Source organism: Actinocrispum sp. NPDC049592 (assembly GCF_040675465.1).
In the GTDB taxonomy this organism is placed as follows: Bacteria; Actinomycetota; Actinomycetes; order Mycobacteriales; family Pseudonocardiaceae; genus Kibdelosporangium.
In genome coordinates this window covers 231726-257489 of the sequence record NZ_JBFAPA010000020.1, presented here as the reverse complement: position 1 = coordinate 257489, position 25764 = coordinate 231726, and the positions used below count along the sequence as shown (strand labels likewise).

At 67.4% G+C, this 25764-nt stretch carries 25 protein-coding genes and 1 pseudogene; 3 read left to right on the top strand and 23 right to left on the bottom strand.

Features of this window, described 5'->3' with window-relative positions:
• Positions 1–233: 233 nt before the first annotated feature.
• The 3 genes from AB0J95_RS40125 to AB0J95_RS40115 all read right to left on the bottom strand — a co-directional run bounded on the left by AB0J95_RS40125 (position 234) and on the right by AB0J95_RS40115 (position 3236).
• The gene (locus AB0J95_RS40125) at positions 234–1295 is read right to left on the bottom strand and encodes a 3-deoxy-7-phosphoheptulonate synthase (protein WP_364770157.1); all 1062 of its coding nucleotides are present in this window, start codon (positions 1293–1295) and stop codon (positions 234–236) included.
• Between the two features lie 168 nt (positions 1296–1463).
• The gene (locus AB0J95_RS40120; RefSeq protein ID WP_364770155.1) at positions 1464–2522 is read right to left on the bottom strand and encodes a beta-eliminating lyase-related protein; all 1059 of its coding nucleotides are present in this window, start codon (positions 2520–2522) and stop codon (positions 1464–1466) included.
• A gap of 9 nt (positions 2523–2531) precedes the next feature.
• Positions 2532–3236: a class I SAM-dependent methyltransferase gene (locus tag AB0J95_RS40115; protein WP_364770218.1), complete on the bottom strand. Its 705-nt coding sequence runs from the start codon at positions 3234–3236 to the stop codon at positions 2532–2534.
• Between the two features lie 157 nt (positions 3237–3393).
• Between AB0J95_RS40115 and AB0J95_RS40110 the strand changes: the two genes are divergently transcribed.
• The gene (locus AB0J95_RS40110) at positions 3394–4215 is read left to right on the top strand and encodes a VOC family protein (protein ID WP_364770153.1); all 822 of its coding nucleotides are present in this window, start codon (positions 3394–3396) and stop codon (positions 4213–4215) included.
• A gap of 4 nt (positions 4216–4219) precedes the next feature.
• Here the strand turns inward: AB0J95_RS40110 and AB0J95_RS40105 are convergent, their stop codons facing one another.
• From AB0J95_RS40105 to rpsB, 5 genes are all read right to left on the bottom strand, one after another.
• Entirely contained in the window at positions 4220–5074 is an 855-nt protein-coding gene (locus AB0J95_RS40105; protein WP_364770152.1) for a phosphatidate cytidylyltransferase, read from the bottom strand.
• Between the two features lie 147 nt (positions 5075–5221).
• The gene (frr, locus tag AB0J95_RS40100; RefSeq protein ID WP_364770151.1) at positions 5222–5779 is read right to left on the bottom strand and encodes a ribosome recycling factor; all 558 of its coding nucleotides are present in this window, start codon (positions 5777–5779) and stop codon (positions 5222–5224) included.
• 54 nt (positions 5780–5833) lie between these two features.
• Positions 5834–6580 carry a UMP kinase gene (gene pyrH, locus AB0J95_RS40095; RefSeq protein ID WP_364770150.1) on the bottom strand — a complete coding sequence of 249 codons (747 nt, stop codon included), beginning with the start codon at positions 6578–6580 and terminating at the stop codon, positions 5834–5836.
• Between the two features lie 103 nt (positions 6581–6683).
• Positions 6684–7499, bottom strand: a complete 816-nt coding sequence (gene tsf / locus AB0J95_RS40090; protein ID WP_364770148.1) for a translation elongation factor Ts — start codon at positions 7497–7499, stop codon at positions 6684–6686.
• A gap of 82 nt (positions 7500–7581) precedes the next feature.
• Complete coding sequence (gene rpsB / locus AB0J95_RS40085) at positions 7582–8409, bottom strand: 30S ribosomal protein S2 (RefSeq protein ID WP_364770146.1); 828 nt, start codon at positions 8407–8409, stop codon at positions 7582–7584.
• Here rpsB and AB0J95_RS40080 point away from each other — a divergent pair.
• Entirely contained in the window at positions 8297–9487 is a 1191-nt protein-coding gene (locus tag AB0J95_RS40080) for a M23 family metallopeptidase (RefSeq protein WP_364770144.1), read from the top strand. The two genes, rpsB and AB0J95_RS40080, sit on opposite strands and share 113 nt — an antisense overlap.
• Positions 9488–10238: 751 nt before the next feature.
• Here the strand turns inward: AB0J95_RS40080 and AB0J95_RS40075 are convergent.
• From AB0J95_RS40075 to AB0J95_RS40045, 7 genes and pseudogenes are all read right to left on the bottom strand, one after another.
• Complete coding sequence (locus tag AB0J95_RS40075) at positions 10239–11030, bottom strand: FliA/WhiG family RNA polymerase sigma factor (RefSeq protein WP_364770143.1); 792 nt, start codon at positions 11028–11030, stop codon at positions 10239–10241.
• Between the two features lie 253 nt (positions 11031–11283).
• Entirely contained in the window at positions 11284–12264 is a 981-nt protein-coding gene (locus AB0J95_RS40070; RefSeq protein WP_364770141.1) for a tyrosine recombinase XerC, read from the bottom strand.
• Positions 12265–12628: 364 nt separating this feature from the next.
• Positions 12629–13450, bottom strand: a pseudogene (locus AB0J95_RS40065) (IS3 family transposase); the annotation flags it as partial.
• A gap of 98 nt (positions 13451–13548) precedes the next feature.
• Positions 13549–13860, bottom strand: a complete 312-nt coding sequence (locus tag AB0J95_RS40060) for a transposase (protein ID WP_364770139.1) — start codon at positions 13858–13860, stop codon at positions 13549–13551.
• A gap of 508 nt (positions 13861–14368) precedes the next feature.
• The gene (gene dprA, locus AB0J95_RS40055) at positions 14369–15505 is read right to left on the bottom strand and encodes a DNA-processing protein DprA (protein ID WP_364770137.1); all 1137 of its coding nucleotides are present in this window, start codon (positions 15503–15505) and stop codon (positions 14369–14371) included.
• A gap of 1643 nt (positions 15506–17148) precedes the next feature.
• Positions 17149–18660: a YifB family Mg chelatase-like AAA ATPase gene (locus AB0J95_RS40050; protein ID WP_364770135.1), complete on the bottom strand. Its 1512-nt coding sequence runs from the start codon at positions 18658–18660 to the stop codon at positions 17149–17151.
• Positions 18661–19035 carry a YraN family protein gene (locus tag AB0J95_RS40045; RefSeq protein WP_364770133.1) on the bottom strand — a complete coding sequence of 125 codons (375 nt, stop codon included), beginning with the start codon at positions 19033–19035 and terminating at the stop codon, positions 18661–18663. It abuts the gene before it with no gap.
• Positions 19036–19243: 208 nt separating this feature from the next.
• Between AB0J95_RS40045 and pcaD the strand changes: the two genes are divergently transcribed.
• Positions 19244–20020, top strand: a complete 777-nt coding sequence (gene pcaD / locus AB0J95_RS40040) for a 3-oxoadipate enol-lactonase (protein WP_364770131.1) — start codon at positions 19244–19246, stop codon at positions 20018–20020.
• A 47-nt stretch (positions 20021–20067) separates the two neighbouring features.
• On the opposite strand, the gene AB0J95_RS40035 is transcribed toward pcaD, so the two are convergent.
• From AB0J95_RS40035 to rpsP, 8 genes are all read right to left on the bottom strand, one after another.
• Positions 20068–20382 (bottom strand): DUF2469 domain-containing protein, encoded by a 315-nt coding sequence (locus AB0J95_RS40035; RefSeq protein WP_132120614.1) that lies wholly within the window; start codon positions 20380–20382, stop codon positions 20068–20070.
• Positions 20379–21149 carry a ribonuclease HII gene (locus AB0J95_RS40030; protein WP_364770216.1) on the bottom strand — a complete coding sequence of 257 codons (771 nt, stop codon included), beginning with the start codon at positions 21147–21149 and terminating at the stop codon, positions 20379–20381. The genes AB0J95_RS40035 and AB0J95_RS40030 overlap by 4 nt, the downstream gene beginning before the upstream one ends.
• 14 nt (positions 21150–21163) lie before the next feature.
• Positions 21164–22144, bottom strand: coding sequence for a signal peptidase I (lepB, locus tag AB0J95_RS40025; RefSeq protein WP_364770129.1), 981 nt, complete (start codon positions 22142–22144; stop codon positions 21164–21166).
• A gap of 33 nt (positions 22145–22177) precedes the next feature.
• A complete protein-coding gene (rplS, locus tag AB0J95_RS40020; protein ID WP_364770214.1) occupies positions 22178–22537 on the bottom strand; it encodes a 50S ribosomal protein L19 in 360 nt (119 codons plus the stop codon).
• A gap of 145 nt (positions 22538–22682) precedes the next feature.
• The gene (gene trmD, locus AB0J95_RS40015) at positions 22683–23444 is read right to left on the bottom strand and encodes a tRNA (guanosine(37)-N1)-methyltransferase TrmD (RefSeq protein WP_364770127.1); all 762 of its coding nucleotides are present in this window, start codon (positions 23442–23444) and stop codon (positions 22683–22685) included.
• Between the two features lie 2 nt (positions 23445–23446).
• Positions 23447–23956, bottom strand: a complete 510-nt coding sequence (rimM, locus tag AB0J95_RS40010; RefSeq protein WP_364770125.1) for a ribosome maturation factor RimM — start codon at positions 23954–23956, stop codon at positions 23447–23449.
• A 4-nt stretch (positions 23957–23960) separates the two neighbouring features.
• A complete protein-coding gene (locus AB0J95_RS40005; protein WP_033391510.1) occupies positions 23961–24200 on the bottom strand; it encodes an RNA-binding protein in 240 nt (79 codons plus the stop codon).
• Entirely contained in the window at positions 24197–24637 is a 441-nt protein-coding gene (gene rpsP / locus AB0J95_RS40000; RefSeq protein ID WP_364770123.1) for a 30S ribosomal protein S16, read from the bottom strand. The genes AB0J95_RS40005 and rpsP overlap by 4 nt, the downstream gene beginning before the upstream one ends.
• Positions 24638–25764 lie beyond the last annotated feature (1127 nt).

The following is a 25764-nucleotide window of genomic DNA, read 5'->3' as shown; positions in this document are numbered from 1 at the left end:
TCACCCCCGAGTGGGCGACGCACGCCGGTAGCGGGCGAGCGCTCGCTTCTATGCGAGCCGCCGCTTCCAGCGGTGAACCCCAGACCTCGCAGCGGACGACGGAGGCCGGGCACGCAAAGAACCAGCCCGGTAAGGGATCCGAAGGCTGGGAAGGCACCCGGCGAGACCCGGTTCGCAGCGAGCGCGAACCAGGTCACCCGCGTCATTTCGCTCTGTACAACCGCTTCCCGCTGTCAGCCGCGGCGCGCGCGGACGGCGGCGGCGAGCTCGTCGAGCATCGTGGCCGTTGTGTCCCAGTCCATGCAGGCGTCGGTGATCGACTGGCCGCGGGTCATGGCGGGGCCGAGGTCCTGACGGCCGGCGACCAGGAAGCTCTCCAGCATCACGCCGGCCACGCCACGTTCCCCGGCGGCGATCCGGGCGGCAACGTCCCGAACCACAGCGGGCTGGCGAGTGTGGTCCTTGCCGCTGTTGCCGTGGCTGGCGTCGATGATCACGCGCTCGGGCAAACCCGCGCTGCCAAGCCGTTCCAGCGCCGCGACGACATCCGCGGCGCTGTAGTTCGGGCCGGTGGAGCCGCCGCGGAGGATCAGGTGGCAGTCGGCGTTGCCGGAGGTCGACACCAGGGCGGCGAGACCGTCGGCGTTGATCCCCATGAACACGTGGGGCGCTGCGGCGGCACGGATCCCGTCCACGGCATCGGAAATGTCCCCGGAGGTGGAATTCTTGATCCCGATCGGCATGGAAAGACCGCTGCACAGCTGGCGATGTGTCTGGCTGGCGGCGGTCCGGGCACCGATCGACCCCCACGACACGAGGTCCGCGAGGAACTGCGGGGTGATCGGGTCGAGGAACTCGCACCCCACCGGCAGTCCCAGGGCGAGGACGTCCAGCAGCAGCCTGCGGGCCAGCCGCAGGCCGGTGTTCACGTCGAAGCTGCCATCCAGGTGAGGGTCGTTGATCAACCCCTTCCAGCCGACCGTCGTGCGCGGTTTCTCGAAGTACGCGCGCATGACGACCCGCAGGTCCCCGGACAACTCCTCGGACACGCGAGCGAGCCGCTGCGCGTACTCCAGTGCGGCGTCCGGGTCGTGAATGGAGCATGGGCCGACGATCACCAGCAGGCGGTCGTCTCGGCCGTCCAGCACGTCCACGGCCTCGGTTCTGGCCTGGGCGACCGTGGACACCGCGGTATCACCGGTGGGTAGCTCGTAGCGCAGCAACGCCGGGGACAGCAGCGGGCTGAACCGGCTGACGCGTTGGTTGTCCTGCGTGGGCGTCATGGTGACCGACATCGGGTGAAGTCCTCTCGTGGCGGAGCCGCCCCGAGGTTCCCCGCCGAGCCGGCTCGAATCCGGCTCGGGGTTGGTTGGTCAGCGCAGCGGATCGCCCGCCGACCCATCCCGGGCCGGGCGACCAAACCAATACTGGCGCTGCATGGCGACAACCCTAGCAGAGCGCGATCAGCCGGCCGCGAGCATCAGCTCGCCGACGAAGTCGCGGATCTCGGTGTCCGTGACGTCGTCCAGCTGTTCGGTGACCGAGATCTCGAAGCTGCACGTGAGCGGGTTGGCGGTGCGCCGGATCATGCCGAACAGGCGGATGCCGGTCCGTTCAGCCAGCAGCCGGGCATGGTCCAGTACACGATCGGGTGAAGCTGACAAGTGCACGTGGAACAGCGGGGTCTGCGGCGGTTCGGGAACCACCTGCACGCCGGGGATCCCGCCCAGCACACCAGCCAGCGCACGGGCCCGCAGCAGGAACTCGGGCATGCGCGGCAACAGGTCGTCCAGCCCGCGTTCCCCGGCGAGCGCCATCGGCCACGCCGAATGGACAGTCCCGCCGAGCCGGTCCCGCCAGACCCGGGCGTGCTCGATGAACTCGGTGTCCCCGGCCAGCACCGCGCCCGAGATGCCGAGCAGTCCTTTGTAGAGGGACACGTACACGCTGTCGAACAGCGCGGCGATCTCCGCATGCGTCCGCCGGTAGTACGGCTGCGCCTCCCATAGCCGGGCACCGTCCATATGGGACGCCACGCCGTGCTCGCGGGTCCAGTCGACCTGCGCGACCAGATCCTCCCACTCCGGCAGCTGCCCGCCGATGTCCCGCTGCGGCAGCTCCAGCAGCAACGCGGCCACCGGTTCGCGGACCGCTTCCAGATCCGCGAGCTGGATCAGGGAGTACCGGTCTCCCACCGGCAGCCCGGCCAGCCCGTGCACGATCATGTATCCCTTGTGCTCGTGCACCTCGAGGTGGCACTGCGGGTGGAACGCGATCGTGCGGATCCCACGCCGGTCGGCGTGGATGCGCATGGCGACCTGCTGGGCCATCGTCCCGCTCGGGAACATCGCCGCGTCGGGCTTGCCGAGCAGGTCGGCGATCCGGCGTTCCAGTCTCGGCACGGCGTCGAACCGGGACTCCTCGGCCCGGACCCGTTCGCTGAGCTGCTCGAGCACTCTGGCCGGCCGGTGCAACCGGGAAGCGGCAAGGGATACCGAACGAGGTGCGTCGTCGATCGCCATGGCCAGACCCTACCGGTCGCTTTGGACTAGACCACTTGGTTTACGACGGGTGCGCACCCGGTAGCCGACCGGAAAGCTCAGGCCGGCCACCTGAGCGATCGCCCTGCGCGCGACCGGCGCGGAGAACTCGATCCGCAGCACGGATTCCATGCTCTTGCGGTCGGCGAACCGCCAGGTGGTCGTGACCTGGGTGGACGTGAAACCCGCGTGGGCAAAGAACTCCTCGATCTTGGCCGGCTCGTAGCGTGGCAGGTCCGCGCACAGCCAAGGCCCGTACGGCTCGCTGCGGCCGTCGAGGTCCACGATCGCGAGCACACCGCCCGGCCGCAGCACCCGGTCCACCTCCTGCAGCCCGGGTTCGCAGCCAGGACCGAAGAAGTAGGCCGTGCGCGCGTGCACCACATCGACCGACGCGTCCGGAACCGGCAGCCGCTGCGCCGATCCGGGCAGGACTTGCACATCTGGCAGTTCCGCCAGACGTGCCCTGGCACGCTTGACGAGTGGCTGATGCGGCTCGACCCCGATGACCGATCGGGCGGACTCGGCGAAGCGCGGCAGGTGGAACCCGTCCCCACAGCCGACGTCCAGCACGTCCGATCCCGCCCAGTCACAGCGTTCCCGCAGGACACGCCAGATCTCACCGGTGACGTCCTGGGCGTGGTTCTCCACCTCGTACACATCCGGCCAGTGCCAGATGTTCGGGCTGGGCACCACGTCGCCCGGACGCACCGCGGACAGCAACGCCTCCCTGGCACGGGAGACGATTCCGGGCAGCCACGTCAACGACACGTCAAAGAGCAAACCACAACCAGCAGTTCAGGCGTATCGTCCGCCTGTGGGCTTTGTCTGCCCGCATTCCTAGGAGGTCGCCATGCAGTTCGGCACACCCTGTTGGATCGATCTCGCCACCACCGACCCGAAGACCAGCAGGGACTTCTACGGCGGCCTCTTCGGCTGGCAGTACCGGCCGAACGCCACGGGTGAGTACATCGTCGCGTTGGCCGATGGCGTTCCGGTGGCGGGAATCTACCGTACGGAGACCGAGATCAACCCGCCGTGGACGCTGTACCTCACCGTCCCGGACAGCCACCTGACCGCGTCGCGTGTGGTCAAGCTGGGCGGCAAGATCCTGATGCCACCACAGGAGTTCGACGGGCAGGGCAGCCTGCTCGTGGCCACCGACCCGACCGGAGCCGCGATCGGCTTCTGGCAGCCGGAGCGGCAGTGGCGGTTCGCCACCCAGACCAAGGGCGAGTTCCGGTGGGCCGAACTGAACACGTGGGACGGTGACGCGGCGGACAAGTTCTACGTGGACCTGTTCGGTTTCCAGCTGGAACAGATCGGCGACGGCATCGACTTCGACTACACGACCTGGACGTTGCCGCGCGAGACCGAACCGGTGCTGGGGCGGATGCAGTTCGGCGCGGACTTCCCGCCGGAGAGCCGTCCGCACTGGATGCTGTACTTCGAGGTCGGGGCCGAATTAGGCACTGACGAGGCCACCGTGCTGGCCGTCCGGCTCGGTGGGCACCTGCTGTCCGAACCAGCCGACTCACCGTTCGGGCGGCTGTCCGTGGTGACCGACCCGGCGGGCGCGCCGTTCACGTTGATCGACACGTCGAACCGGACCATCCCGCACGCGCCGGACGAGGACGAGCTCGGCGCGGCCAACGACGACCCGTACGACGACTGAGGTTCTAGGCGGGCACGAAAAGGCGCAGCAGCAACCAGGACACGACGGCCGAGGGCAGCAGCGAGTCCATCCGGTCCATCAGGCCGCCGTGTCCCGGCAGCAGGTTGCCCATGTCCTTGATGCCAAGGTCGCGTTTGATCAGTGACTCGACCAGGTCGCCGACGGTGGACACGACCACGATGGCGGCGCCGAACAACGCGCCCTGCCACCACTGCGCGCTGAGCATGAGCGTGAGCGACAGCCAGCCGCCGACCACACCGGCGACCATCGACCCGGAGAAACCCTCCCAGGACTTCTTCGGGCTGATCGTCGGCGCCATCGGGTGTTTGCCGAACAGCACACCGGCCGCGTAGCCGCCGGTGTCCGAAGCGACGACCGCGATCAGGAAGCACAGCACCCGCGCCACACCGTCGTGCGGGACGACGAGCATGGCCGCGAACGAGGCGAACATCGGCACGTACGCGGCGGTGAAGAAGGACGCTGAGATGTCCCGCAGGTAGCCCTCGGTGCCGCCACGGAACCGCCACAGCAGGCTCGCCAGCACGGTGACGACAAAAGCCGACAGCACGCCGTTGCGCTCGAACGGCCAGGCCAGCCACACCATCGCCTGGCCGCCGATGAGCACCGGCCAGAACGCCACCTGGATGCCGTCGGCCCGCTTGAGCGCACCGGACAGCTCGTAGGTCGCGACGGCGACGGCCAGCGCGACGATGCCGATGAAGATCTCCTTGACCGTCACCAGCGAGACGATCACAGCGGCGCCCAGCAGCAGCCCCACCGCGATCGCGGCGGGGAGGTTGCGGCCGGCGCGGGACTTCTTGCCGTCGGCCGGCTCGCCGGTCGTGGCTCCGGTGCCCATGTCGGTACTCAACTGGCGCCTTCCGCTGGAAGTGTCACTGTGTGGTCTTCAAGGTCGCTTCCAGCAAGGGCATACGACGGTGCTCCGTGCCGGAAGTCCGGTGCACTGCGGGTACTGGGCAGTGCACCAGGCTTCCGTCGCGGCCCACTAGACCTCGAGAAGCTCGGCTTCCTTGTGCTTGACCAGCTCGTCGACCTGTGCGACATAACGGTCGGTCAGGTGCTGCAGTTCCTTCTCCGCGCGCGCCACGTCGTCCTCACCGGCCTCGCCGTCCTTGGCGATCCGGTGCAGTTCCTCGTTGGCCTTGCGGCGGATGTTGCGGATGGAGATCTTGGCGTCCTCGCCCTTGCCCTTGGCGGTCTTCACCATCTCCCGGCGCCGCTCCTCCGACAGCTGCGGGATCAGCACCCGGATGATCGAACCGTCGTTGGTCGGGTTCACCCCCAGGTCGGAGTCCCGGATCGCCTTCTCGATCGAGTTCAGCTGGCTGACGTCGTACGGCTTCACCACGGCCATCCGGGCCTCCGGGATGGTGATCCCGGCCAGCTGGTTCAACGGCGTCGGCGAACCGTAGTAGTCCACCACGATGCGGTTGAACATGTTCGGAGTCGCTCGCCCGGTGCGTACGGCGGCCAAGTCGTCCTTGGCGACATGCACCGCCTTTTCCATCTTCTCCTCGGCGTCGAGGAGTGTCTCGTCGATCACGGCTGCTCCTTGCTGCGGGCGTTCGCGGGCTTGCGTTGCGGATGATCCCAGCGTCTAGACGACCGTACTCGCGGGGGTACTCACCAGCGTGCCGATCCTCTCACCACGCACGGCCCTCGCGATGTTGCCCTCGGTCAGCAGGTTGAACACGACGATCGGCATGTTGTTGTCCATGCAGAGGCTGAACGCGGTCGTGTCGGCCACCTTCAGGTCCTTCTCCAGCGCCTCGCGGTGGGTGATGTGCTCGAACATCGTCGCGGTCGGGTCCTTCTTCGGGTCGGCCGTGTACACGCCGTCGACCGCCTTGGCCATCAGCACGACCTCACAGCCGATCTCCAGCGCCCGTTGGGCGGCGGTGGTGTCGGTGGAGAAGTAGGGCATGCCGGTGCCGGCGCCGAAGATCACCACGCGGCCCTTCTCGAGGTGCCGGATGGCGCGCCGCGGGATGTAGGCCTCGGCGACCTGGCTCATGGTGATCGCGGTCTGCACCCGGGTCTCGATGCCCTGCTGCTGCTCCAGGAAGTCCTGCAGCGCCAGGCAGTTCATCACCGTGCCCAGCATGGCCATGTAGTCCGCGCGGGCCCGGTCCATGCCGCGCTGCTGCAGCTCCGCGCCGCGGAAGAAGTTGCCGCCGCCGATCACGACCGCCGTCTGGGTCCCCGCCCGCACGACCTCGGCGATCTGCCGGGCCACCGTCTGCACAACGTCGGGGTCGACCCCAACAGCGCCGCCGCCGAACATCTCACCGCCGAGCTTCAACAGCACTCTGCGGAACGGTTTGGGGAAGTTGGCTTCGGTCACATCTCCTCCTGGCGGCCTGGTACGAGCAAAGGCGGGGTCGCGGGCGTCTGTCTGACGCCCGCGACCCCGCCTGGAAGTGACATCGCTGAACTACCCGATCGGGTCAGGCCTGGCCGACCTCGAAACGAGCGAACCGGGTGACTGTCACCCCGGCCTCGTCCAGCTGGGCCTTCACGGTCTTCTTGGAGTCGGTGACCGACGGCTGGTCGAGCAGCACGACGTCCTTGAAGAAGCCGTTGACCCGGCCCTCGACGATCTTGGGCAGCGCGGCCTCCGGCTTGCCCTCCTCGCGAGCGGTCTCCTCGGCGATCCGGCGCTCGTTGTCGACCAGGTCGGAGGGGACCTCGTCGCGGGTGACCCACTTGGCCTTCAGCGCGGCGACCTGCATCGCGGCGCCGCGGGCGGCCTCGGCGTTCTCACCGTTGTACTCGACGAGCACGCCCACCGACGGCGGCAGGTCGGCCGAGCGGCGGTGCAGGTAGGTCGCGACCGGGCCGTCGAGCACGACGACCTTGGCCAGCTCGAGCTTCTCGCCGATCTTGGCCGACAGCGCCTGCACGGCGGCCTCGACGGTCTGGCCGTCCAGGTCGGCGGTCTTGAGGGTCTCGACGTCGGCGGGCTTGAGCGCCTTGGCGACCTCGAGGATGCGGTTGGCCAGCTCCTGGAACTCGGTGTTCTTGGCGACGAAGTCGGTCTCGCAGCGCAGCTCGACCATCACGCCGCCGTCCGCGGCCACCAGGCCGTTCGCGGTGGCGCGCTCGGCGCGCTTGCCGACGTCCTTCGCACCCTTGATGCGCAGGAACTCGACGGCCTTGTCGAAGTCGCCGGACGACTCCTCCAGTGCCTTCTTGCAGTCCATCATTCCGGAGCCGGTGAGCTTACGCAGCCGCGCGACGTCCGCGGCGGTGTAGTTCGCCATCGTGCGTTTTTCCGTCCTTGTTCGGGTTGCGGCCGGTGCCCGCCCCTCGCCGGGGCGGGCACCGAAAGTGTTCGGTCGGGTCTCAGGCCTCGGGCTTGGCCGGGGCGTCGCCGGCGTCCGCGGAGGCGCTGACCAGCAGGTCGCGCTCCCACTCCGGCAGCGGCTCCTCGGCGGCACCCGGCTCCGGCTTGTCCTCGCCCTCGACGGCCGAGCCGTTGCGGCCGGACCGGGCGATCAGACCCGCGGCAGCGGCCTCGGCGACGACCTTGGTCAGCAGCGCGGCCGAGCGGATGGCGTCGTCGTTGCCCGGGATCGGGTAGTCGACCTCGTCCGGGTCGCAGTTGGTGTCCAGGATCGCCACGACCGGGATGTTCAGCTTGCGCGCCTCGCCGACGGCGATGTGCTCCTTCTTGGTGTCCACGATCCAGATGGCGCTGGGCACCTTGGACATGTCGCGGATACCGCCGAGGGTGCGCTCGAGCTTGTCCTTCTCCCGGGTGAGCATGAGGATCTCCTTCTTGGTGAGACCCTGGAAGCCGCCGGTCTGCTCCATCGACTCGAGCTCCTTGAGCCGCTGGAGACGCTTGTGCACGGTGGAGAAGTTGGTGAGCATGCCACCCAGCCAGCGCTGGTTGACGAACGGCATGCCGACCCGCAGGGCCTCGTTGGCGATGGCCTCCTGCGCCTGCTTCTTGGTGCCGACGAACAGGATCGACCCGCCGTGGGCGACGGTCTCCTTGACGAACTCGTAGGCCCGGTCGATGTAGGTCAGCGTCTGCTGCAGGTCGATGATGTAGATGCCGTTGCGCTCGGTGAAGATGAAGCGCTTCATCTTCGGGTTCCAGCGGCGGGTCTGGTGCCCGAAGTGCACGCCGGAGTCGAGCAACTGCCTCATGGTGACGACGGCCATGGCCGGATTCGCACCTCTTCTGCTCTGGCATGCCGGCCGGCTGACCGGCACGCGGATCGGTTTGCCGCGGTGGCCGGGTGGTCCACCGCCCTGGTGGCAGTACCGGCGCCCGAACCCACACCGAGCTGACGTGGGACCGGCGGGCGTCGTCACCGGCCAAGGGCCGGTCGTACTGGCACGCGAAGTCGTCCCGCGAATCCACGGGCCGCGTGAGCAGTGTACGCCGCCCCACGGACAAACCCCGAATCGCATTACCCCCTCAAGGCCCAGTTGTCCACACCCACCCAACCTGTCCACAGTTCGGAAGCAGGACCTGCCGCCCAGGAGAAGAACCGGAGAAGCTGGATCCATGCACCGAATCCCGCAGCTCACCGCCCTGGCGCTGGCGATATGGCTGGCAACAGGCACGCCGTCACCGGCGGGTGGGCGCAGGTACCCACAGGTGCAGAGGTTCACGTGGCCATTGCCGGCACCCCACCCGGTGGTGCGCCCATTCCTGGCCCCGGCCACGCCATATGGACCGGGCCACCGAGGAGTGGACCTGGGCGGGAGGGAGGGCGAGGTGGTGGTCGCGGCGGCCGCGGGAGCGGTGGTGTTCGCAGGGCCGGTGGGCGGGATAGGAGTGGTGTCGATCGAGCACGAAGGAGGCCTCCGAACAACCTACGAGCCGGTAACCCCAGCCGTGCACAAAGGCCAGAAAGTCGAACGCGGCTCCCCCATCGGCACGCTCACAAGCGGCGGCCACGAACCCTGCACATCCGCCTGCCTCCACTGGGGCGCAAAGAGAGGAGACACCTACCTGAACCCCCTCCGCCTCCTGACCCACCCCCACATCCGCCTCCTCCCCACCACCTCAACAAATCCACCCAACCCAATCCCTCACCCACCACCAATCAGCCCAACCGCGGGCCTATCAATCCGGCCCACTCCCACCACGCCGCCCTCTTTCCGCCTACCCACCAAACCGACACCATTCGCAATCCGAACGCCAATCCGATCCGCCTATCCGCCGCTTCGCCAAGGCGACCTCATTTTCAACTGCCCGACATCCCGACCAATTCCCAACCCGTCACCCTGACCACTTCCACCAATTTTCAAACCCAAAGGCCTTCATCCCGACCCATTCCTCACAAGCCCACCACTCCAACCTTTCCAACTCACCACGCGACCATCTCGACCCACTCCCCAACCGCATGGCCTTCATCCCAACAACCGTCCCCGCCGCCCAACCACCCTCAAATGCAAACATTTCCGCCGTCCTTCGCTCACCACCGCCATCCCCTGTTAGCGTCCCATCAATCAATCCCGCGCTCCCGCAAACCGGCCGCTCACCAATGACACACTGCCCAACCAAGCCGACAGTCTCACTGCCGCCCCCTCACGGAGCCAGCCCGCATCCAACTCACTGCGCACTGCCCAACGACACCACATACGTTCACGTCTGCCGCCTCACTCAGGCTCCACATCCCTCATTTTCAGCTCCACCAAGTCACATTTCCCACCCCGCACCATCACGCCCGCCGCCTCAATGCTCTCGTCCGCCGTCCGAGAATCCACTCCCAGCCACCACCAGCCCACACCCTTACGTCAACCCCCGCTGACCGTCAGCACCCTTCGTCCACACCACTCGTGACCCATCATTCGTCATCCCACCGAATTAGCCCTCGCTCGCCAACCACACCGTCCCACGTCCCACCTGGAGGCGTTCACCCGAAGTCATATACTGCCAATCCAGGCCTTCAGCAAGCTTCTGGCACCCGTGCTGGTATTCCTCCGGCGCGCGTTTGTCCCCCGGACAAGGTGCTGTCCGGGGTCGCCGTTGATTGGGTTCAGGCGTCGGATTGTTCGACGAGTTTGGCGCGGAGGCGGAGGACCGCGCGGGTGTGGAGCTGGCACACGCGGGACTCGGTGACGCCGAGGACCTTGCCGATCTCGGCGAGGGTCAGGTTCTCGAAGTAGTACAGGGTCACGACGATCCGGTCGCGTTCGGCGAGCTGCTCGATGGCGCCGGCCAGCTGGCGGCGGTTGTCGAGGTCGACCAGGGTGGCCACCGGGTCTTCGGCGCCTTCGTCGGGGAGGGTCTCCGCGAGGGAGGCGGTGCCGCGGCCGGCGGCGACCAGTTCGTCGAGGGCGACGACGCTGGTCAGCTGGAGCTGGGCGTAGAGGTCGTGCAGGTCGTCGAGGGTGAGATCGAGTTCGGCGGCGAGCTCGCGGTCGCTGGGCTGGCGTTGCAGGCGGGCGCCGAGGCGTTCGAGGGCGCGTTCGACCTCGCGGGCCCGGCCGCGCACCGATCGCGGCACCCAGTCCTGCGAGCGCAGGTCATCGAGGATGGCGCCGCGGATGCGCTGCATCGCGTACGTCTCGAACTTCAGGCCACGCTCGGGCTCGAACTTCTCGATCGCGTCGACCAGGCCGAAGATGCCGGACTGGACCAGGTCGCCGACGTCGACGTGCGCGGGCAGCCCGGTGCCGACGCGACCGGCGACGTACTTGACCAGTGGGGCGTAGTGCAGCACCAGCCGGTCGCGCAGCCGCTGCTCACGTTCCTTGCCGAACTCGGTCCACAGCGCGACGATGCCGGCCTCGACGTCGTCGGCGGTCCGATGATCACCCGGCAACACTCCGTTAGGTTGGCCGGCGCCGTAGGGAGCGGCACGCCCGTTCGTGGACGGCTCTTCGGGCTCGGGTACGGCCACAGTGCGAGAACCTCTCCCTACATCATCCGATCTCGTTGGATCGGGGGTCACCTGATCCAGCCTGGAGCCGCGCGACATGCCGTCCAGCTTAGGAGCTTTCCGTGTTCATCTCGCCCCCTAGTGCTGTCAAATTGTCACGGCGAGTCGCGCCGTGCCGCTCTTCGGTACACGTTTACCGCTACGACCTGGGATGGGCCTGATCGTGAACGGCACGAAGTCGCTCGACTGTCACGTGGGTATAAAGCTGTGTCGTGGCGAGAGTGGCGTGCCCGAGCAGCTCCTGGACGGTACGCAGGTCCGCGCCTCCCTCCAGCAGATGGGTCGCGGCGGTGTGCCGAAGCCCGTGCGGACCCAGGTCCGGCGCGCCTGGCACGGCGGCGAGCGCCTCGTGCACGATCCGCCGGACGCTGCTCGGCTGCAGACGGCCGCCACGGGCACCGAGAAGCAGGGCGGGCGGCGACTTGTCAACGACGAGGGCCGGACGGCCGTCCTTGAGCCAGTCCTGCACGGCGCGCTGGGCGGGCACGCCGAACGGAACGGTTCTTTCCTTGTCGCCCTTGCCGATCACCCTCGCCACCCGACGGTCGGTGTCCACATCGTCAACATCCAGTCCACAAAGCTCCGAAACCCGGATCCCTGTGGCATATAGCAGTTCGACGATCACCTGATCCCGCATTGCTACGGGATTCCGCTCAGCGGCGCCGGATTTCGAGGCCTGCATGAGCTCACCGGCCTGATCCTGGCGCAGCACAGCGGGAAGTTTGCGCTGCGGTCGAGGCGATGCGAGGCGGATGCCTGGATCTGAGTCCAGATGGCCACGCCGATGGGCCCACGCGGTGAATGTCCGCGCAGCAGCCGACCGTCGCGCCAACGTCGTGCGCCCGGTTCCGGCCGACCGTTGCCCGGCGAGCCACGCTCGCAGGCCCGCGAGGTCAACGGCCCCACGGGCCGGCACCGGGCCGGTTCCCAGGACATCAAGACCATGCACATACCCGAGGAGAGACACCGCGTCGCCCACGTACGCCCGCACGGTGTGCGGGGACAGACCCCGCTCTGCGCGCAGGTGACGTTCGTACGCGTCGACAACATCCGCGGCGGCCGGAGGCAACGCCGCCCGCACCTGCAGCAGGTCGACCCGACGGCGGGAAGTTGAGGACACAAGTACAACGCTGCGCGACCACCCGAACGTGGTCAAGCACCGCCACACCGCAAGTTCGCGAACAACCGCACCCCGACCCACAAGGCCAGCCTCAACCCAACCCGTTACCAGCTCAAAGGGGGAAAAATAGATCCAAAACCCACCCAAGAAGAACCAACACACAACCCCCAACCCCCGTCAAACACCAACCACCTCCAGCGTCCATATTCGACACGCCACCACCGCAGAAAAAACACCGTCACACTTGGAAGTAACCCGCCCGAACCCGGTCTCCTCCCTCAGCACCCGACCGACGACGCCCACCGTCCACATCAGCCTCTGCGGAGGCTGTTGAGGTTCCCCCGCTTTGCCGGAGACTTGGTTATCAGGATTCGCCCGGCTCGTCCGGGAGCGTAGCCGGTCCGTTCTGTTGGTGGATGCGCCATGCCTCTTCGTATTCGTCGGGGGACAGTCCGCCGAGTCGTTCCTGGATGCGGCGGGGGTTGTACCAGCCGTCGACGTAGCGAAAGATCGCCGCGTCGGCCTCGGCGCGAGTGATGAAGGTGTTGCCGGGCCAGTAGATCAGCTCGGTCTTGAGGGTCGACCACAGGTTCTCGGCGAGCGCGTTGTCGTAGCTGTCACCGACGCTGCCGGTCGAGGGCGCCACGCCGGCGTCGGCCAGACGCTGCGTGAATCGCAGAGCCGTGTATTGACAGCCTTTGTCGCTGTGATGAATCAACTGTCCATCGTGGATGTCGCGGGAGCGCAGGGCGTAGTCCAGCGCTGTGAGCACCAGGCTGGTGTCGGCGCGGGCGGCGGTGGCCCAGCCAACGACCCTGTTGGAGAAGGCATCCCGCATTGAGGCCAGCCACAACACGCCTTCACCGGTCATGATCCGGGTCAGGTCGGCCACCCAGAGTCGGTTCGGGGCATCGGCGGCGAACTGCCGGTTGACCAGATCCGGTGCGGCGGTATGGCGCGGATTCTGTTTGGTGGAGCCACCTTTCCAGCCCTTACGCAGGAACGCGCCTTGCAAGCCGTGCTCGCGCATGATCCGCTCGACGCGCTTACGGCCGACCCGGATCCCCTGGCGGCGCAGCTCCAGCCACACCCGCGGCGACCCGTAGGTGGCGGCGAACTCGTGCGCGCAGCGGATCTTGACGATCATCTCCAGCAGTTGCGCGTCCTGCAGCTGACGGCGGCTGGGCGAGGCCTGCCGGGCCCGCTAGTCGTAGTAGGTCGACGGTGGGATGCCCAGGACCCGCAGTACGAGATCGACCGAGAACGTGTGGGCGTCGATGAAGCTCATGACGTCCTCCGGGCCGGGGCGATCTCGGCCGCGAAATAAACGCTGGCCGCCCGCAGCACCTCGTTGACCCGCTTGAGTTCGGCGTTCTCCCGCTTGAGCCTGCGGTTCTCCTCGATCATGTCGGTGGTCGGGCGATCAGCGCGCCGGCCGTTGTCGGCCTCGTCCTGGCGGATCCAGTTCCGCAGGGCCTCGGGGTGGACGCCCAACTGCTCGGCCAGCCGACGGATCACCGGCTTGGGATCGGACTCCCGGTACAGGCGCACCGCCCGTTCCCGCAGTTCGTCCGGGTACTTCTTGGGAGCAGCCACAATGACTTCCTTCCTCGGTTCACAAGATCAAACCTGGTTTGGAAGTCTCCGGGCAACCGGGGGAACCTCATGTAGCTGACGTTGGCTTGCCGGGAGCGCCCGTGGACCGTGAACCACTGTGGCAGAACCGGATCACCGAGCTGCCTTGTATGAGCACAATCCCATCCAGCGACTTGAACCCTAACGCCGCCGTGCCAGAAGACCGGCCGATGCCACAGCGGGCGGCCGATGGCATCTGCGGCCAACGGCCACAACGGCTACGGCTACGGCTACGGCGCTACGGCGCTACGGCGCTACGGCGCTACGGCGCTACGGCGCTACGGCGCTACGGCGCTACGGCGCTACGGCGCTACGGCGCTACGGCGGGAGACTACGTCGTGGGCGGCCATCGCCTACCTAGGGGCGGCTTGAAGGCTGGGGCGAATCTGGGTCTCTGCGGTGTGTGTGTTGGCACGGGTCCGGGGTGTGCGATGCGGCGGGTCGCCTGGCTGATGAGTGGGTCGGTGGGCTATTTGGACGTGGCGGAGTGCCAGCCGGTGGGGGCGCGGGTGGCGAGGTCGGAGAGTTCGAGGGCGGGGAGGATGGCGCGGACTTTGGCGAGTGGGATGCCGGAGGCTTCGGCGATTTGTTCGGCGGATTGGCCCTCGCGGAAGGTGAGTGCCTCGTGGACGCGGAGGGCGTCGGCTTCAAGGCCGTCGGTGGGGCGGGATACAGAGGCGCGGTTGGGGGCGAGGTCGTCGCCGAAAAGGCCGACGGTCTCGGCGACGTCGTCGTGTGAGCAAACCAGCGTGGCGAGACCGTCGCGGATGAGTTCGTGGCATCCGATGGACATCGCGGAGGTGACCGGGCCCGGGATGGCCATCAGCACACGACCTAGTGCGGCGGCCGATGCCGCGGTGTTGCGAGCACCGCTGCGACGTCCGGCCTCGACGACGACCGTGCCCGCTCCCATCGCGGCGATGAGCCGGTTGCGGACCAGGAACCGGTGTTTGGCCGGTGTTGTCCGCGGCGGATATTCGGTGATCACGAGTCCCTGCTTGGTGATCCTTTCAAGGAGTTGTGCATGCGCGACGGGATAGTTCTTGTCGATCCCGCACGCAAGGATGGCGATCGTGCGCCCTTCGGCACCCAGCGCACCGCGATGCGCCGCACCGTCGATCCCATACGCCGCCCCGGAAACGACAGTCATTCCCCGCGTTCCCAAGCCATAGCCTAGATCCGCCGCGACCTGATCGCCGTACCCCGTCGCAGACCTCGCCCCGACAACGGAGACGGCCCGCTCCAACGAGTCCGTGAGCGATGCGGCACCCCGAACCCACAAACCAAGCGGCGGGCAGGCCCACCGCAACCCCCGAGCAAACGCGTTGTCCAGCGGCAAAAGCGCCCACGCAGGCCAGTCTTCATCCTCGGGAATCAGCAACCGAGCACCGGCCTTGGCCCCCTCGGCGAGGTCCTGGGCCGGATTGTCGATATGCCGCCGAGCCGAAGTCTCGTTCAGCACAGCATCGGGGACAGTCCCAGCACGCACCAACTTCGCCGCATCAACAGGACCATGCTGGGCGACGAACAACGTCAATGCCGTCGCAGGCGGCTCAGCCACCCGAAGCAAATAAGCCCGAGCCAGCCGAACCTCATCCTCAGTCACGCCGCACACCACCCTCGCCCAGCAGACACCCATTCAGCCCTGGGATAGGCGGGCCCGTCAGGCAACGATTGCGGGTTCCGGCAGCAGTCAGCCAGGCAAGTTCTGTTGCACGGCAAGGCGAAGCCGCAACTGAGCGTGGCCCGAGGAGTCGAAGGTGAGACTGGCACCTGGTCTGCTTGCAAACATTGGTCGTGGCATGCCGGATAGGTGTGGGCCGGACTGGCTCGGAGGCAACGGCCCAGGTCTTGGCCGATGGCCCCAGGGCGGTCCGATGGGCGCGGTGCGGGGACCGACGGGGACGGTTTTGGTTTGAACATGGGAATCACGGGGTCTGTGGTGTTGCTGGGTGGAAGTGGGTTTGTCATGTCTGCAGGGTCGAGTTCGAGGGCGGGTGAAGCCAGTGATGTTGGGGACGGTTTGGTGGCGTGGAGGGGATGCATGAAAACCGGACGGTCTCTCTGGGTTGGATACACCCCATGGGCCGGATGAGGTTCTAGGCCGGTGCGGGTTGTGGGTGCGGGTTCGGATACGGCGTGATTCATGGGTGTCCGTTTCGGATCTGGTGACGTGAATGCGATGAGTTGACGAGGGTCTGCCGGACAGGAGGGCCGGACTCACGGCACGTGCCAGACGGGCTGGAACAGTGACGATTCTTGATTGGGCGAGAACAACTGGAGCCGATCCCACATGGACATGAACCGTGCAGAGGGGATCGATTGAGTGGGGGTTTGGCGAGGTGGGCGCGACGGGCCCCGTGGCTTAGGTGCGAGTGGTTGGGCAGGCGGCGATTGGTTTGAGTGACTGGAGTTGGTGGGGGATCTGTGGGCGAGCCGAGGCAGGACGAGTACTTGAGGCGGACTGCTAGCGCAGCAGCGGTTGGCTGAGCGAGCGAGGGTTTGTGCGTGGTGGGGATTGGGTGGGCCGGGGTGCGTGTGGAACAGAGTGGGTTAGGTGCGGTGGAACAGAGCGGGTTCGGTGTGGCGGAACTGAGCGGGTTCGGTGTGGCGGAACAGAGAGCGAGTTGGGTGCAGGTGGGGACACAAGCAGGTCAGGCGCGGATGGGACAGAGCAGGTTCGGCTGTGGGTCGGAGAGGGCTGGTCGGTGTGTGGTTGGGAGAGAGGGCTGGTGGCTGCGTGAGTGAAAAGCCCGTCGGGTGTGCCGGTGAGCGCGGGGCGGGTGTCAGGGAGGACAAGGCGGGACGGTTGTCCGGGTGAGTGTCTATTGGTGAGTGGGTGGAATTAGCCCCGCCGGGTGTGGGTGGGATAGGGCCCGCCGGGTGCGTGGGTGTGAGTGAGGGCTGGTTGAGGTGTGTGGGTGGAAGAGCCCGTCGGGTGTGCCGGTGAGCACGAGGCGGATGTCAGGGAGAAGGCGGGATGGTTGTCCGGGTGAGGTCTCTATTGGTGGTGTGGGTGGAACTAGCCCCGCCGGGTGTGGGTGCGATAGGGCCGCCGGGTGTGTGGGTGGAACAAGGCGCGTCGGGGATGTGGGCGAGGAAAGGACGGAGCTGGCGTAGGCAAAGGCGAGGTCGGCGTGTAGATGGAGGCGAGGTCGCCGTGTGGGCGGGACAGGGGGCGGGGTGGGGTGCGTGGGCAGGACAGGGGGCGGGTGGGGTGTGTGGGCGGGACAGGACGGCGTGGGTGGGTTAGGTGGGGCGGCGGTCGCGGAATTCGAGGGCGGCGGAGACTTGGTCGGCTTGGGGACGGTCGAGGTCCTCGAGGTCGGAGAGGGTCCAGGCAACGCGAAGGCAGCGGTCGGCGCCGCGGCCGGTGAGAGAGCCCTTCTCAAGACTGCGGTCGAGCAGGTGGGTGGCGGAGCGGGGAAGAGCGAACTCGCGTCTGAGCACGGGACCGGGAACTTCGGCGTTGGTGGCCCAGCCGTAGTCGGCCCAGCGTTGACGGGCGCGGTCGCGTGCCTTGAGGACACGGTCGCGTACGACGGAGGTCGGTTCTGGTGTGATGTCCACTATGGACATAGCGGTCAGTGGGCGCATCTGGATGCGGAGGTCGACGCGGTCCAGCAAAGGACCGGACAGCCGGGCCAGGTAGCGGCGGCGGACATGGGGCAGGCAGGAACAATCGACATCGCGTGGTGGAGCACATGGGCATGGGTTTGTCGCGAGCACGAGCTGAAATCTCGCCGGGTAACAGACGACGCCATCCCGGCGGCCCAGCCGGATCTCGCCTTCCTCCAAGGCGGTTCGCAGTGAGTCCAAGCGGTCCGAACTGAACTCGCAGGCCTCGTCAAGGAAAACAACTCCTCGATGAGCTCGGCTGATGCCGCCCGGCTTCGCCAGTCCGACGCCGCCGCCGACCAGGGCCGCCACCGAGGTGGAGTGGTGCGGAGAGACGAATGGGGGTGTGGTGATCAACGGAGCCTCGGGTTTCAGCGTTCCGGAAATGGAATGGATGGCCGTGACCTCCAGTGCCTGTTCCTCCGTCAGAGGCGGCAACAGGCCGGGAAGGCGGCGGGCGAGCATCGTCTTGCCGGTGCCCGGCGGACCGACGAGCAGGAGATGGTGACCACCGGCGGCGGCGACCTCCAGCGCCCATCGCGCCTCTGGCTGGCCGACGACATCAGCCAGGTCCGGCGATTTCTCCATGGCCGCATACGTCGGCGGCGGAGGCCTTTCGAGAGCATCGTCCGCTCCTCTCAACCAATGCAGGACGTTCCGCAGCTCCGCGGCGCCCCGCACCTCGATGTCATGCACCAAGGCCGCTTCGGGCAAACAACTCACCGGCACGACAGCGCTCTTCAGCCCGGCCCGTCTCGCCGCGACGAGACACGGAAGCACCCCGCGCACATCACGGACCCGGCCGTCCAAAGCCAGTTCGCCGATCAGCACGGTCGTCCGGAGACGTTCTCCTGGAACGACATCGGCCGCTGCCAGCACAACGCAGGCCATGGCGAGGTCGTACCCCGAGCCACGCTTCGGAATTGCCGCCGGCGACAACGCGATCATGATCTGCTGTTTCGGCCACGCCTCGCCGCTGTTGCGCACGGCCGCACGCACCCTGTCCTTGGCTTCGTTCAGTGCGGCGTCCGGCAACCCGACCACGATGGTCCGGGGTATCCCGGCGCCGATGTCGGCCTCGATCTCCACCATTCGTCCGTCCACACCGAACAGTGCGACGGACCACGCATGGGCGAGCGCCATTCAGAACACATCCTCGAGGTGCTCGATCCGGGGTCTGCCCTCGGCGGGCCAGAGAATGGACACGACGTCATATCTCGTCTGCACCCAGCCGGGAATGCGAAACGTCGACAGGAACAGGTTGCCGGCGGCTCTCACCCGTCTGGCCTTGGCGTCGTCTATGGCCTCCACGGGCATACCGAAGTCGGCGTCCGTGCGCGTTTTCACCTCGACGATCACCAGCTGCGTGCCGTCGGTCAGCACCAAGTCCAGCTCGCCCGCGCGGCAACTCCAGTTGCGGCACAGCAGAACCAGGCCGTGCTTCTCCACCATGTACCTCACCGCGAGATCCTCGCCGCGTTTACCCAGCTCCTGTGCCTCGGTCAGTTGTGCCTGCATGTCTTTTCCTCCCCCGTCGGTGCGGTCGTATTTCGAGCTTGCCGGGGGCGGGTGGCGCGGGCCAGTGGTCTGGTTTCAGCTGTGGATAACTGGTTCCCGTGTGGACAAGTCCGCGATGATGATCTTGTCGTTCGCGGAATTGTCGGTCGCTTGTGCTATGGGTGGGGGTTGGGGAGGCACTAGTGTGCTTAGGACTGAAGGGAGCGATGTGAAGCCCGTTGAGGTGCACTACACGGTCGAAGGCCCGCAAGACGCCCCCGCGCTCATCTTGTCCGGATCGGTCGGCAGCTCCGTGGAAATGTGGCTGCCGCAGCGCGAGGCGCTGTCCGACGAGTACCGGGTGATCAGCTACGACCACCGCGGACACGGCAAGTCGCCGGTGCCGCAAGGGCCGTACAGCGTCGAAGAGCTGGCCGGCGACGTGCTGGCACTGCTCGACCGGCTGAACATCGAGAAGGCCCACTTCTGCGGGCTGTCCCTGGGCGGCGCGGTCGGCATGTGGCTCGGCCGGTACCAACCGCACCGTTTGGACCAGCTCGTCCTCGCGTGCACTTCCGCGTCCTTCGGATCGCCTGAAGCGTGGGCGGAACGCATTGAGCTGGCGCGCAAGGAGGGCATGGAGTGGATCGCCGACTTCAGCCTGCCGCGCTGGCTCACCAAGGAGTTCATCACTGAGAACCCGGAAACCGCCGAACGCATCCGGACGATGCTCGCGCAGACTCCCGCCGAGGGATACACCAGCGCGTGCGCGGCGCTGGGCGCTTGGGACTTCGCCAAGGAACTCCCCGCCCTGCCGACCCCGACACTGGTGATCGCGGGCGCTGAAGACCCCGCCACGCCCCCGGATCACGCCCGGGAGATCGCCGCGTGTGTGCCACGGTCACGAGTGGTGGTGCTCGACGGCGCGGCTCACCTGGCGAACGTGGAGCGACCGGTCGAGTTCAACGATCTGCTCCGCGCACACATGCTCGGCTCGGCGGGCTAGACAGTTTCAGGTGTCCCTGGTCCGAATCGGGACGCCTGAAACAGGGCTTACAGCCCGTCTTCGGGCAGCCGCAACTCCGGCTTGTCCAGCTCCTCGACGTTGACGTCCTTGAAGGTGATCACCCGGACGTTCTTGACGAAGCGGGCGGGCCGGTACATGTCCCACACCCACGCGTCGGACATCCGCACCTCGAAGTAGACCTCACCGTCGGCGTCCCTGATCTGGACGTCGACGGAGTTGGCCAGGTAGAACCGCCGTTCCGTCTCCACCACATAGGAGAACTGGCCGACGATGTCGCGGTACTCCCGGTAGAGCTGCAGCTCCATCTCGGTCTCGTACTTCTCGAGATCCTCCGCACTCATCCGACCCGCGCTCCTCCTCGCTCCGCTTCCGCCCCGTGCCGAGGGGAGCCCCCATTGTGAACCACGTCGGCCGCCGCCACACTCAGCGCCACCCGGCGCGGCGGGCGCAGACCGTGCTTGAGGCCCGCGGACGCCACGTTCGAGTACGACCACCGGTGCACCGCACTCGGGCCGTGCTCACCGAGCGCGGCGTGGTGCCGGCCGGTGATGTAGCCCTTGTGCTCGTCGAACCCGTAGACCGGCAGCTCGTTGTGCAGCTCGCTCATTATCCGGTCCCTGGTCACCTTCGCCAGCACGGACGCGGCCGCGATGCACGCCACGGCCAGGTCGCCCTTGATGACGGCCATCGTCGGCGAGGTGAACCCCGGGATGCGGAATCCATCGGTGAGCACGTAACCGGGGTGCACGTCGAGGCGGGCGATGGCCCGCCGCATGCCCTCCAGGTTCGCATAGCCCACCCCTCGAGAATCCACCTCATCGGGTGGAATCACGACCACCGCGTGATCCACGGCACGCGCCAGCACGATGTCGTACATCCGCTCGCGCGCCGCCGGGGTCATCAGCTTCGAGTCCGTGAGGTCCTCGAACTTGGCGGCATCGTTGGGCTTCAGCATGCACGAGGCCACGACGAGGGGCCCGGCGCAGGCGCCACGGCCTGCCTCGTCGACACCGGCGACGGGACCGAGCCCGCGCCGCTCCAACGCACCCTGCATCGCCCAGGTCCCGCCGTCACGCCGAATGGGAACGCGCGGCGGGCGCAGGCTCATGGTGACCGGCACGGTTACTTCCGATCGGATCCCTTGACCAGCCGACCTCGCACCACCCGGCCGACCCGGCGGCTCGTCCACAGCACCGGCCAGGCCAGCAACACGCCACCGGCCAACGGGACCGCCGACTGCCACACGGGGGCACCCAGCGCCTGTGGGTTGGGGTCGGTGATACCGCCCCAGCGGCCCGGCGGCAGCACAATGACCTGGGCCTTGCCGATGACGTTGTCGATCGGCACGACACCGCTCAGACCACCGCCACCCTGCACGCGGGAGTCCGACGAGTTGTTGCGGTTGTCACCCATCACCCACAGCGAGCCGGGCGGCACCGTCACCGGATCGAACTGCTGGCGGTCGTTGGGCAGACCGCCTTCCCAGTACACGTACGGCTCGTTGAGCGGCTTGTCGTTGACGTAGACCTTGCCGTCCGCGTCGCCGCGAACCGTCTGTCCCGGGGTGGCGATGACCCGCTTGACGAAGTCCTTCTCGTCCGGCGGCGCCAGGCCGATCACCGAGCCGAGCTGCTCGAAGAAACGGACAAATGCGTTATCCGAGCGATCACCGGTGAATTCGTTCTGCACCCACGGATCCGGGCCCTTGAAGACGACGACGTCGCCGGGCTCCGGATCGGTGAAGTAATAGGTGACCTTTTCCACCAGGATCCGGTCGCCATTGCAGCCAGGACACCCGTGCAGCGTCTGCTCCATCGACCCGGACGGGATGACGTACACCCGCGCCAGGAACTGCTGGATCAGGAACACCAGGACCAGCGCGACCCCGATGAGGATCGGCAGTTCCTTCCAGAAGGACATCTTCTTCTTTTTGGGCTTCGCCGAATCCGAGGTCTCGGACTCGTCCGGTGTCCTGCCGCGCCGCGACTCGTAAATGCCGGGTTCGCGCTGCGGTTCGGACTTTCCGGATTCCAGCGGAGAAGTCACTTCTTCCGGACGCTCCGAATCGTCCCCGGGTGCGTTGGGGGGCACGGGTTTAACCACGTCGCCAGGTTACGGTAGAAGCGGGTGCTCGTGTCAGGCGCCCGACGGCGTTTCGCGCTTCTCCTTGATCTTGGCGGCCTTGCCGCGGAGTTCGCGCAGGTAGTAGAGCTTGGCCCGGCGCACGTCACCGCGCTTGGCGACCTCGATCTTGGCGATGTTCGGGGAGTGCACCGGGAAGGTGCGCTCGACGCCGACGCCGTACGAGATCTTGCGGACGGTGAAGGTCTCCCGGATGCCGCCGCCCTGGCGGCGGATGACGACCCCGAGGAACTCCTGGACACGGGAGCGCGAGCCCTCGATGACCCGGACGTGGACCTTCAGGGTGTCGCCCGGCCGGAAGTCCGGGATGTCGGAACGCAGTGACTGGGCGTCCAGCGCATCCAGGGTGTTCATCGGTGTGTCCGTCCTCGTCATCGGGAATGCTTGCGGGGTCTCCCAGCAGGCACGGCGACAATCCGGAGCCAACCTGGGAGGGGGCTTTGCGGCGCGCGTCGAGAACCATGCCCGACGGCAGCAACCGAACAAGTATGACAGGTGCTCAGGGCGGAGGCGAAATCGCCCCCGCGCGCAGCTCGTCCAGCAGCGCCCGGTCGTGCTTGTCCAGCGCCTGCCCAGGCAGGCGTTCCAGCAGGTCGGGGCGGCGTTCGAAGGTGCGCTCGAGTGCCCGGTCCCGGCGCCAGCGGTCGATCGCGCCGTGGTTGCCCGAGCGGAGCACATCCGGCACCGGCAGCTCCCGCCAGACCTCCGGGCGGGTGTAGCTGGGGCCCTCCAACAGGCCGTCGGAGAACGAGTCCTGCTGCGCTGAGGCGGGGTTGCCGAGCACGCCGGGCAGCAACCGGGCCACGGCCTCGACGATGACCATTACCGCGACCTCGCCGCCGACCAGGACGTAGTCACCGATGGAGACTTCGTCGACCGGCATCCGGCGCGCGGCGTCATCGATCACCCGCTGGTCAATGCCCTCATAGCGGCCACACGCGAAGACCAGCCACGGTTCGGCCGCGTACTGGTGGGCCATCTCCTGGGTGAACGGCCGGCCGGCCGGCGTGGGCACGACCAGGCGCGGCGTGCCTTCGGCGCACACCTCGTCCAGGGCCTCGCCCCAGACCTGGGGCTTCATGACCATGCCCGGGCCGCCGCCGTACGGGCTGTCGTCGACGGCTTTGTGCACGTCATGGGTCCACTTGCGCAGGTCGTGGACATCGACGCCGAGCAGGCCGCGGTCGATGGCCTTGCCGAGCAGCGCGGCACGCAGCGGCGTGAGGTACTCCGGGAAAATGGTGACGACGTCGATCTTCATGATCAGTCCAGCAGGCCCTCGGGCGGGTCGAGCACGACACGGCCGCCCTTGATGTCCACCTCGGGCACGATCTCGCGCACGAACGGCACGAGCACCTCGTCCTTGGCTCGTTGAATGGCCAGCAACTCGCCCGCGGGGCCGTGCACGACCTCGTTGACCACACCGACCTCGGTGCCGTCGGTCAGCACGGCCTTGAGGCCCTCGAGTTCGTGGTCATAGAACTCGTCCGGATCGCCGGTCGGCGGCAGGCTGTCGGTGTCCGCGACCAGCAGCGCACCCCTCAGCAGCTCCGCGGCCGTACGGTCGGGAACCTCATCGAACCGGACGATCAGGCGCTCACCATGCGGGCGTGCCGCGGTGAGCGTCAGCGGCCGGGAAGTGCCGTCGCGCAGCCGCGCGGCCACGACCGCCCCAGGGGCGAAGCGCTCCTCCGGAGAGTCCGTGCGCACGTCCACGGCGAGCTCGCCGCGAATTCCGTGCGCCTTGGCCACGCGGCCGACGACGACATCCATGGGCTCAGTGGTCGGTATCCACCACGTCCACGCGCACGCCACGCCCGCCGATCCCCGCCATGACCGTGCGCAGAGCGGTCGCCGTGCGTCCGCCGCGGCCGATCACCTTGCCCAGGTCGTCGGGGTGGACGTGCACCTCGAGGGTGCGGCCCCGGCGCGTGGTCACCAGCTCCACCCGGACCTCGTCCGGGTGGTCGACGATGCCGCGCACCAGGTGCTCCAGCGAGTCCGCGAGGAAGCTCACGCGTCTTCCTTGGCGCCCTCGGCCTCATCGGCCTTGGCGTCGGCCTTCTTGGCGCTCTTCTTCTTCGGCGTGGTGGCCTCGGTGACCGGCTCGTCGCCGGCGGCGGCCAGCGCGGCGGCGAACAGCTCCGCCTTGTCCGGCTTCGGCTCCTTGACCTTCAGGGTGCCCTCGGTGCCCGGCAGGCCCTTGAACTTCTGCCAGTCGCCGGTGACCTCGAGCAGGTGCTGCACCGGCTCGGTCGGCTGGGCGCCCACACCCAGCCAGTACTGGGCGCGCTCGGAGTCGACCTCGATCAGGCTCGGCTCCTCCTTCGGGTGGTAGCGGCCGATGGTCTCGATGGCCTTGCCACTCCGGCGGGTGCGCGAGTCGGCGACGATGATGCGGTAGTACGGCGCACGGATCTTTCCGAGACGCTGCAGCTTGATCTTGACTGCCACGGGTAGTGGTACTCCTCGACGTTCTGGTGCTACGGGTGGAACTCGCGACTCCCGCGTGGGGCACGGGGGCGAGGCCCGAATGGCAGCCATGGCGTGGTGAGAGGGTCCAGCCACAGCGGACAGCCATTGATTGTGCCAGACGGACCTGGGTGGGTCGAAATTGGGCCGGTCTCCGGCCGAAGTCACTCGCCATGGAGGCCGTCCGGGGGCCGAAATCGGGGATCGCCGCCCGTCTTGCGGCCTCTGACCAGGCGAAATGCGGGCAGTTTGTGGAAATGGGCCCCTCGAAATCCAAGGTACCGGGTGGGGGTGACAGGGGCGGGGTTTGAAGATCGACTTCGGGGAGGTTGTCCACAGGGGGCAAGGTTGTCCACAGGGCGGTTCGGGGTGGTTGTGGTCGTGGGTGGGCTGGGCTTGGCTTGAAGTGCACCCGGCGCGGGCTTGGGCCGGTGGTGTGACCAGGAGGCGGGATTGAGGCGCATACGTAGAAAGGAGTTGTTGCAAGTGACTTGAGGGGGCGTTGACGCTGCGCGGCGGCCGGACGAGGTCGGGTTGGATGAGCACAAGCCGGGCGTCGGCGGCGGCGAGGTGCCCGCGGGACTCGTTGTGGGCATCGGACCCAGCAGACATCGGGACCTTGAGCGCAAAGGCTCCAGATGCGGGCCGGGCAAGTACGGGAGACGTGTACAGCAGAGGCGGGACGAGTCCGGGAGACGTGCCGCGCACGCATCGCGGGCCACGCAGCTTCGGCCTGTCGGGCTGGGCGGGTCGGCGCTGCTGCGGGTTCTCCCCGGGGCGCCGGTACGGCTGTCGCAGTGCAGAAGTCGCGCGGATCGGGCAGCGCGGGTGGCGGGACTCGCGTTGCAACAGGACTGTCGGATGCAGTGAGACTTGCCTTGCCCCTGGACCTCGGGTTGCCCTGAGGCCCCCGTCGCCGTGAGACGCGAGACGGCGCGTGTTTCCCGTGGGGCATGGCTAGAGAGCGAAAGGATGACGGATTTGATCATCGGGTGAACGCGGTCACTTAAGCCGCGGTAGGCCTACGGATGCACAGGTGTCATTGACGCCAAGCCTGTGACGGATGCCTTAGTTGACCTTCCGCGCAGGACATCAGCGGGCGAAGTCTG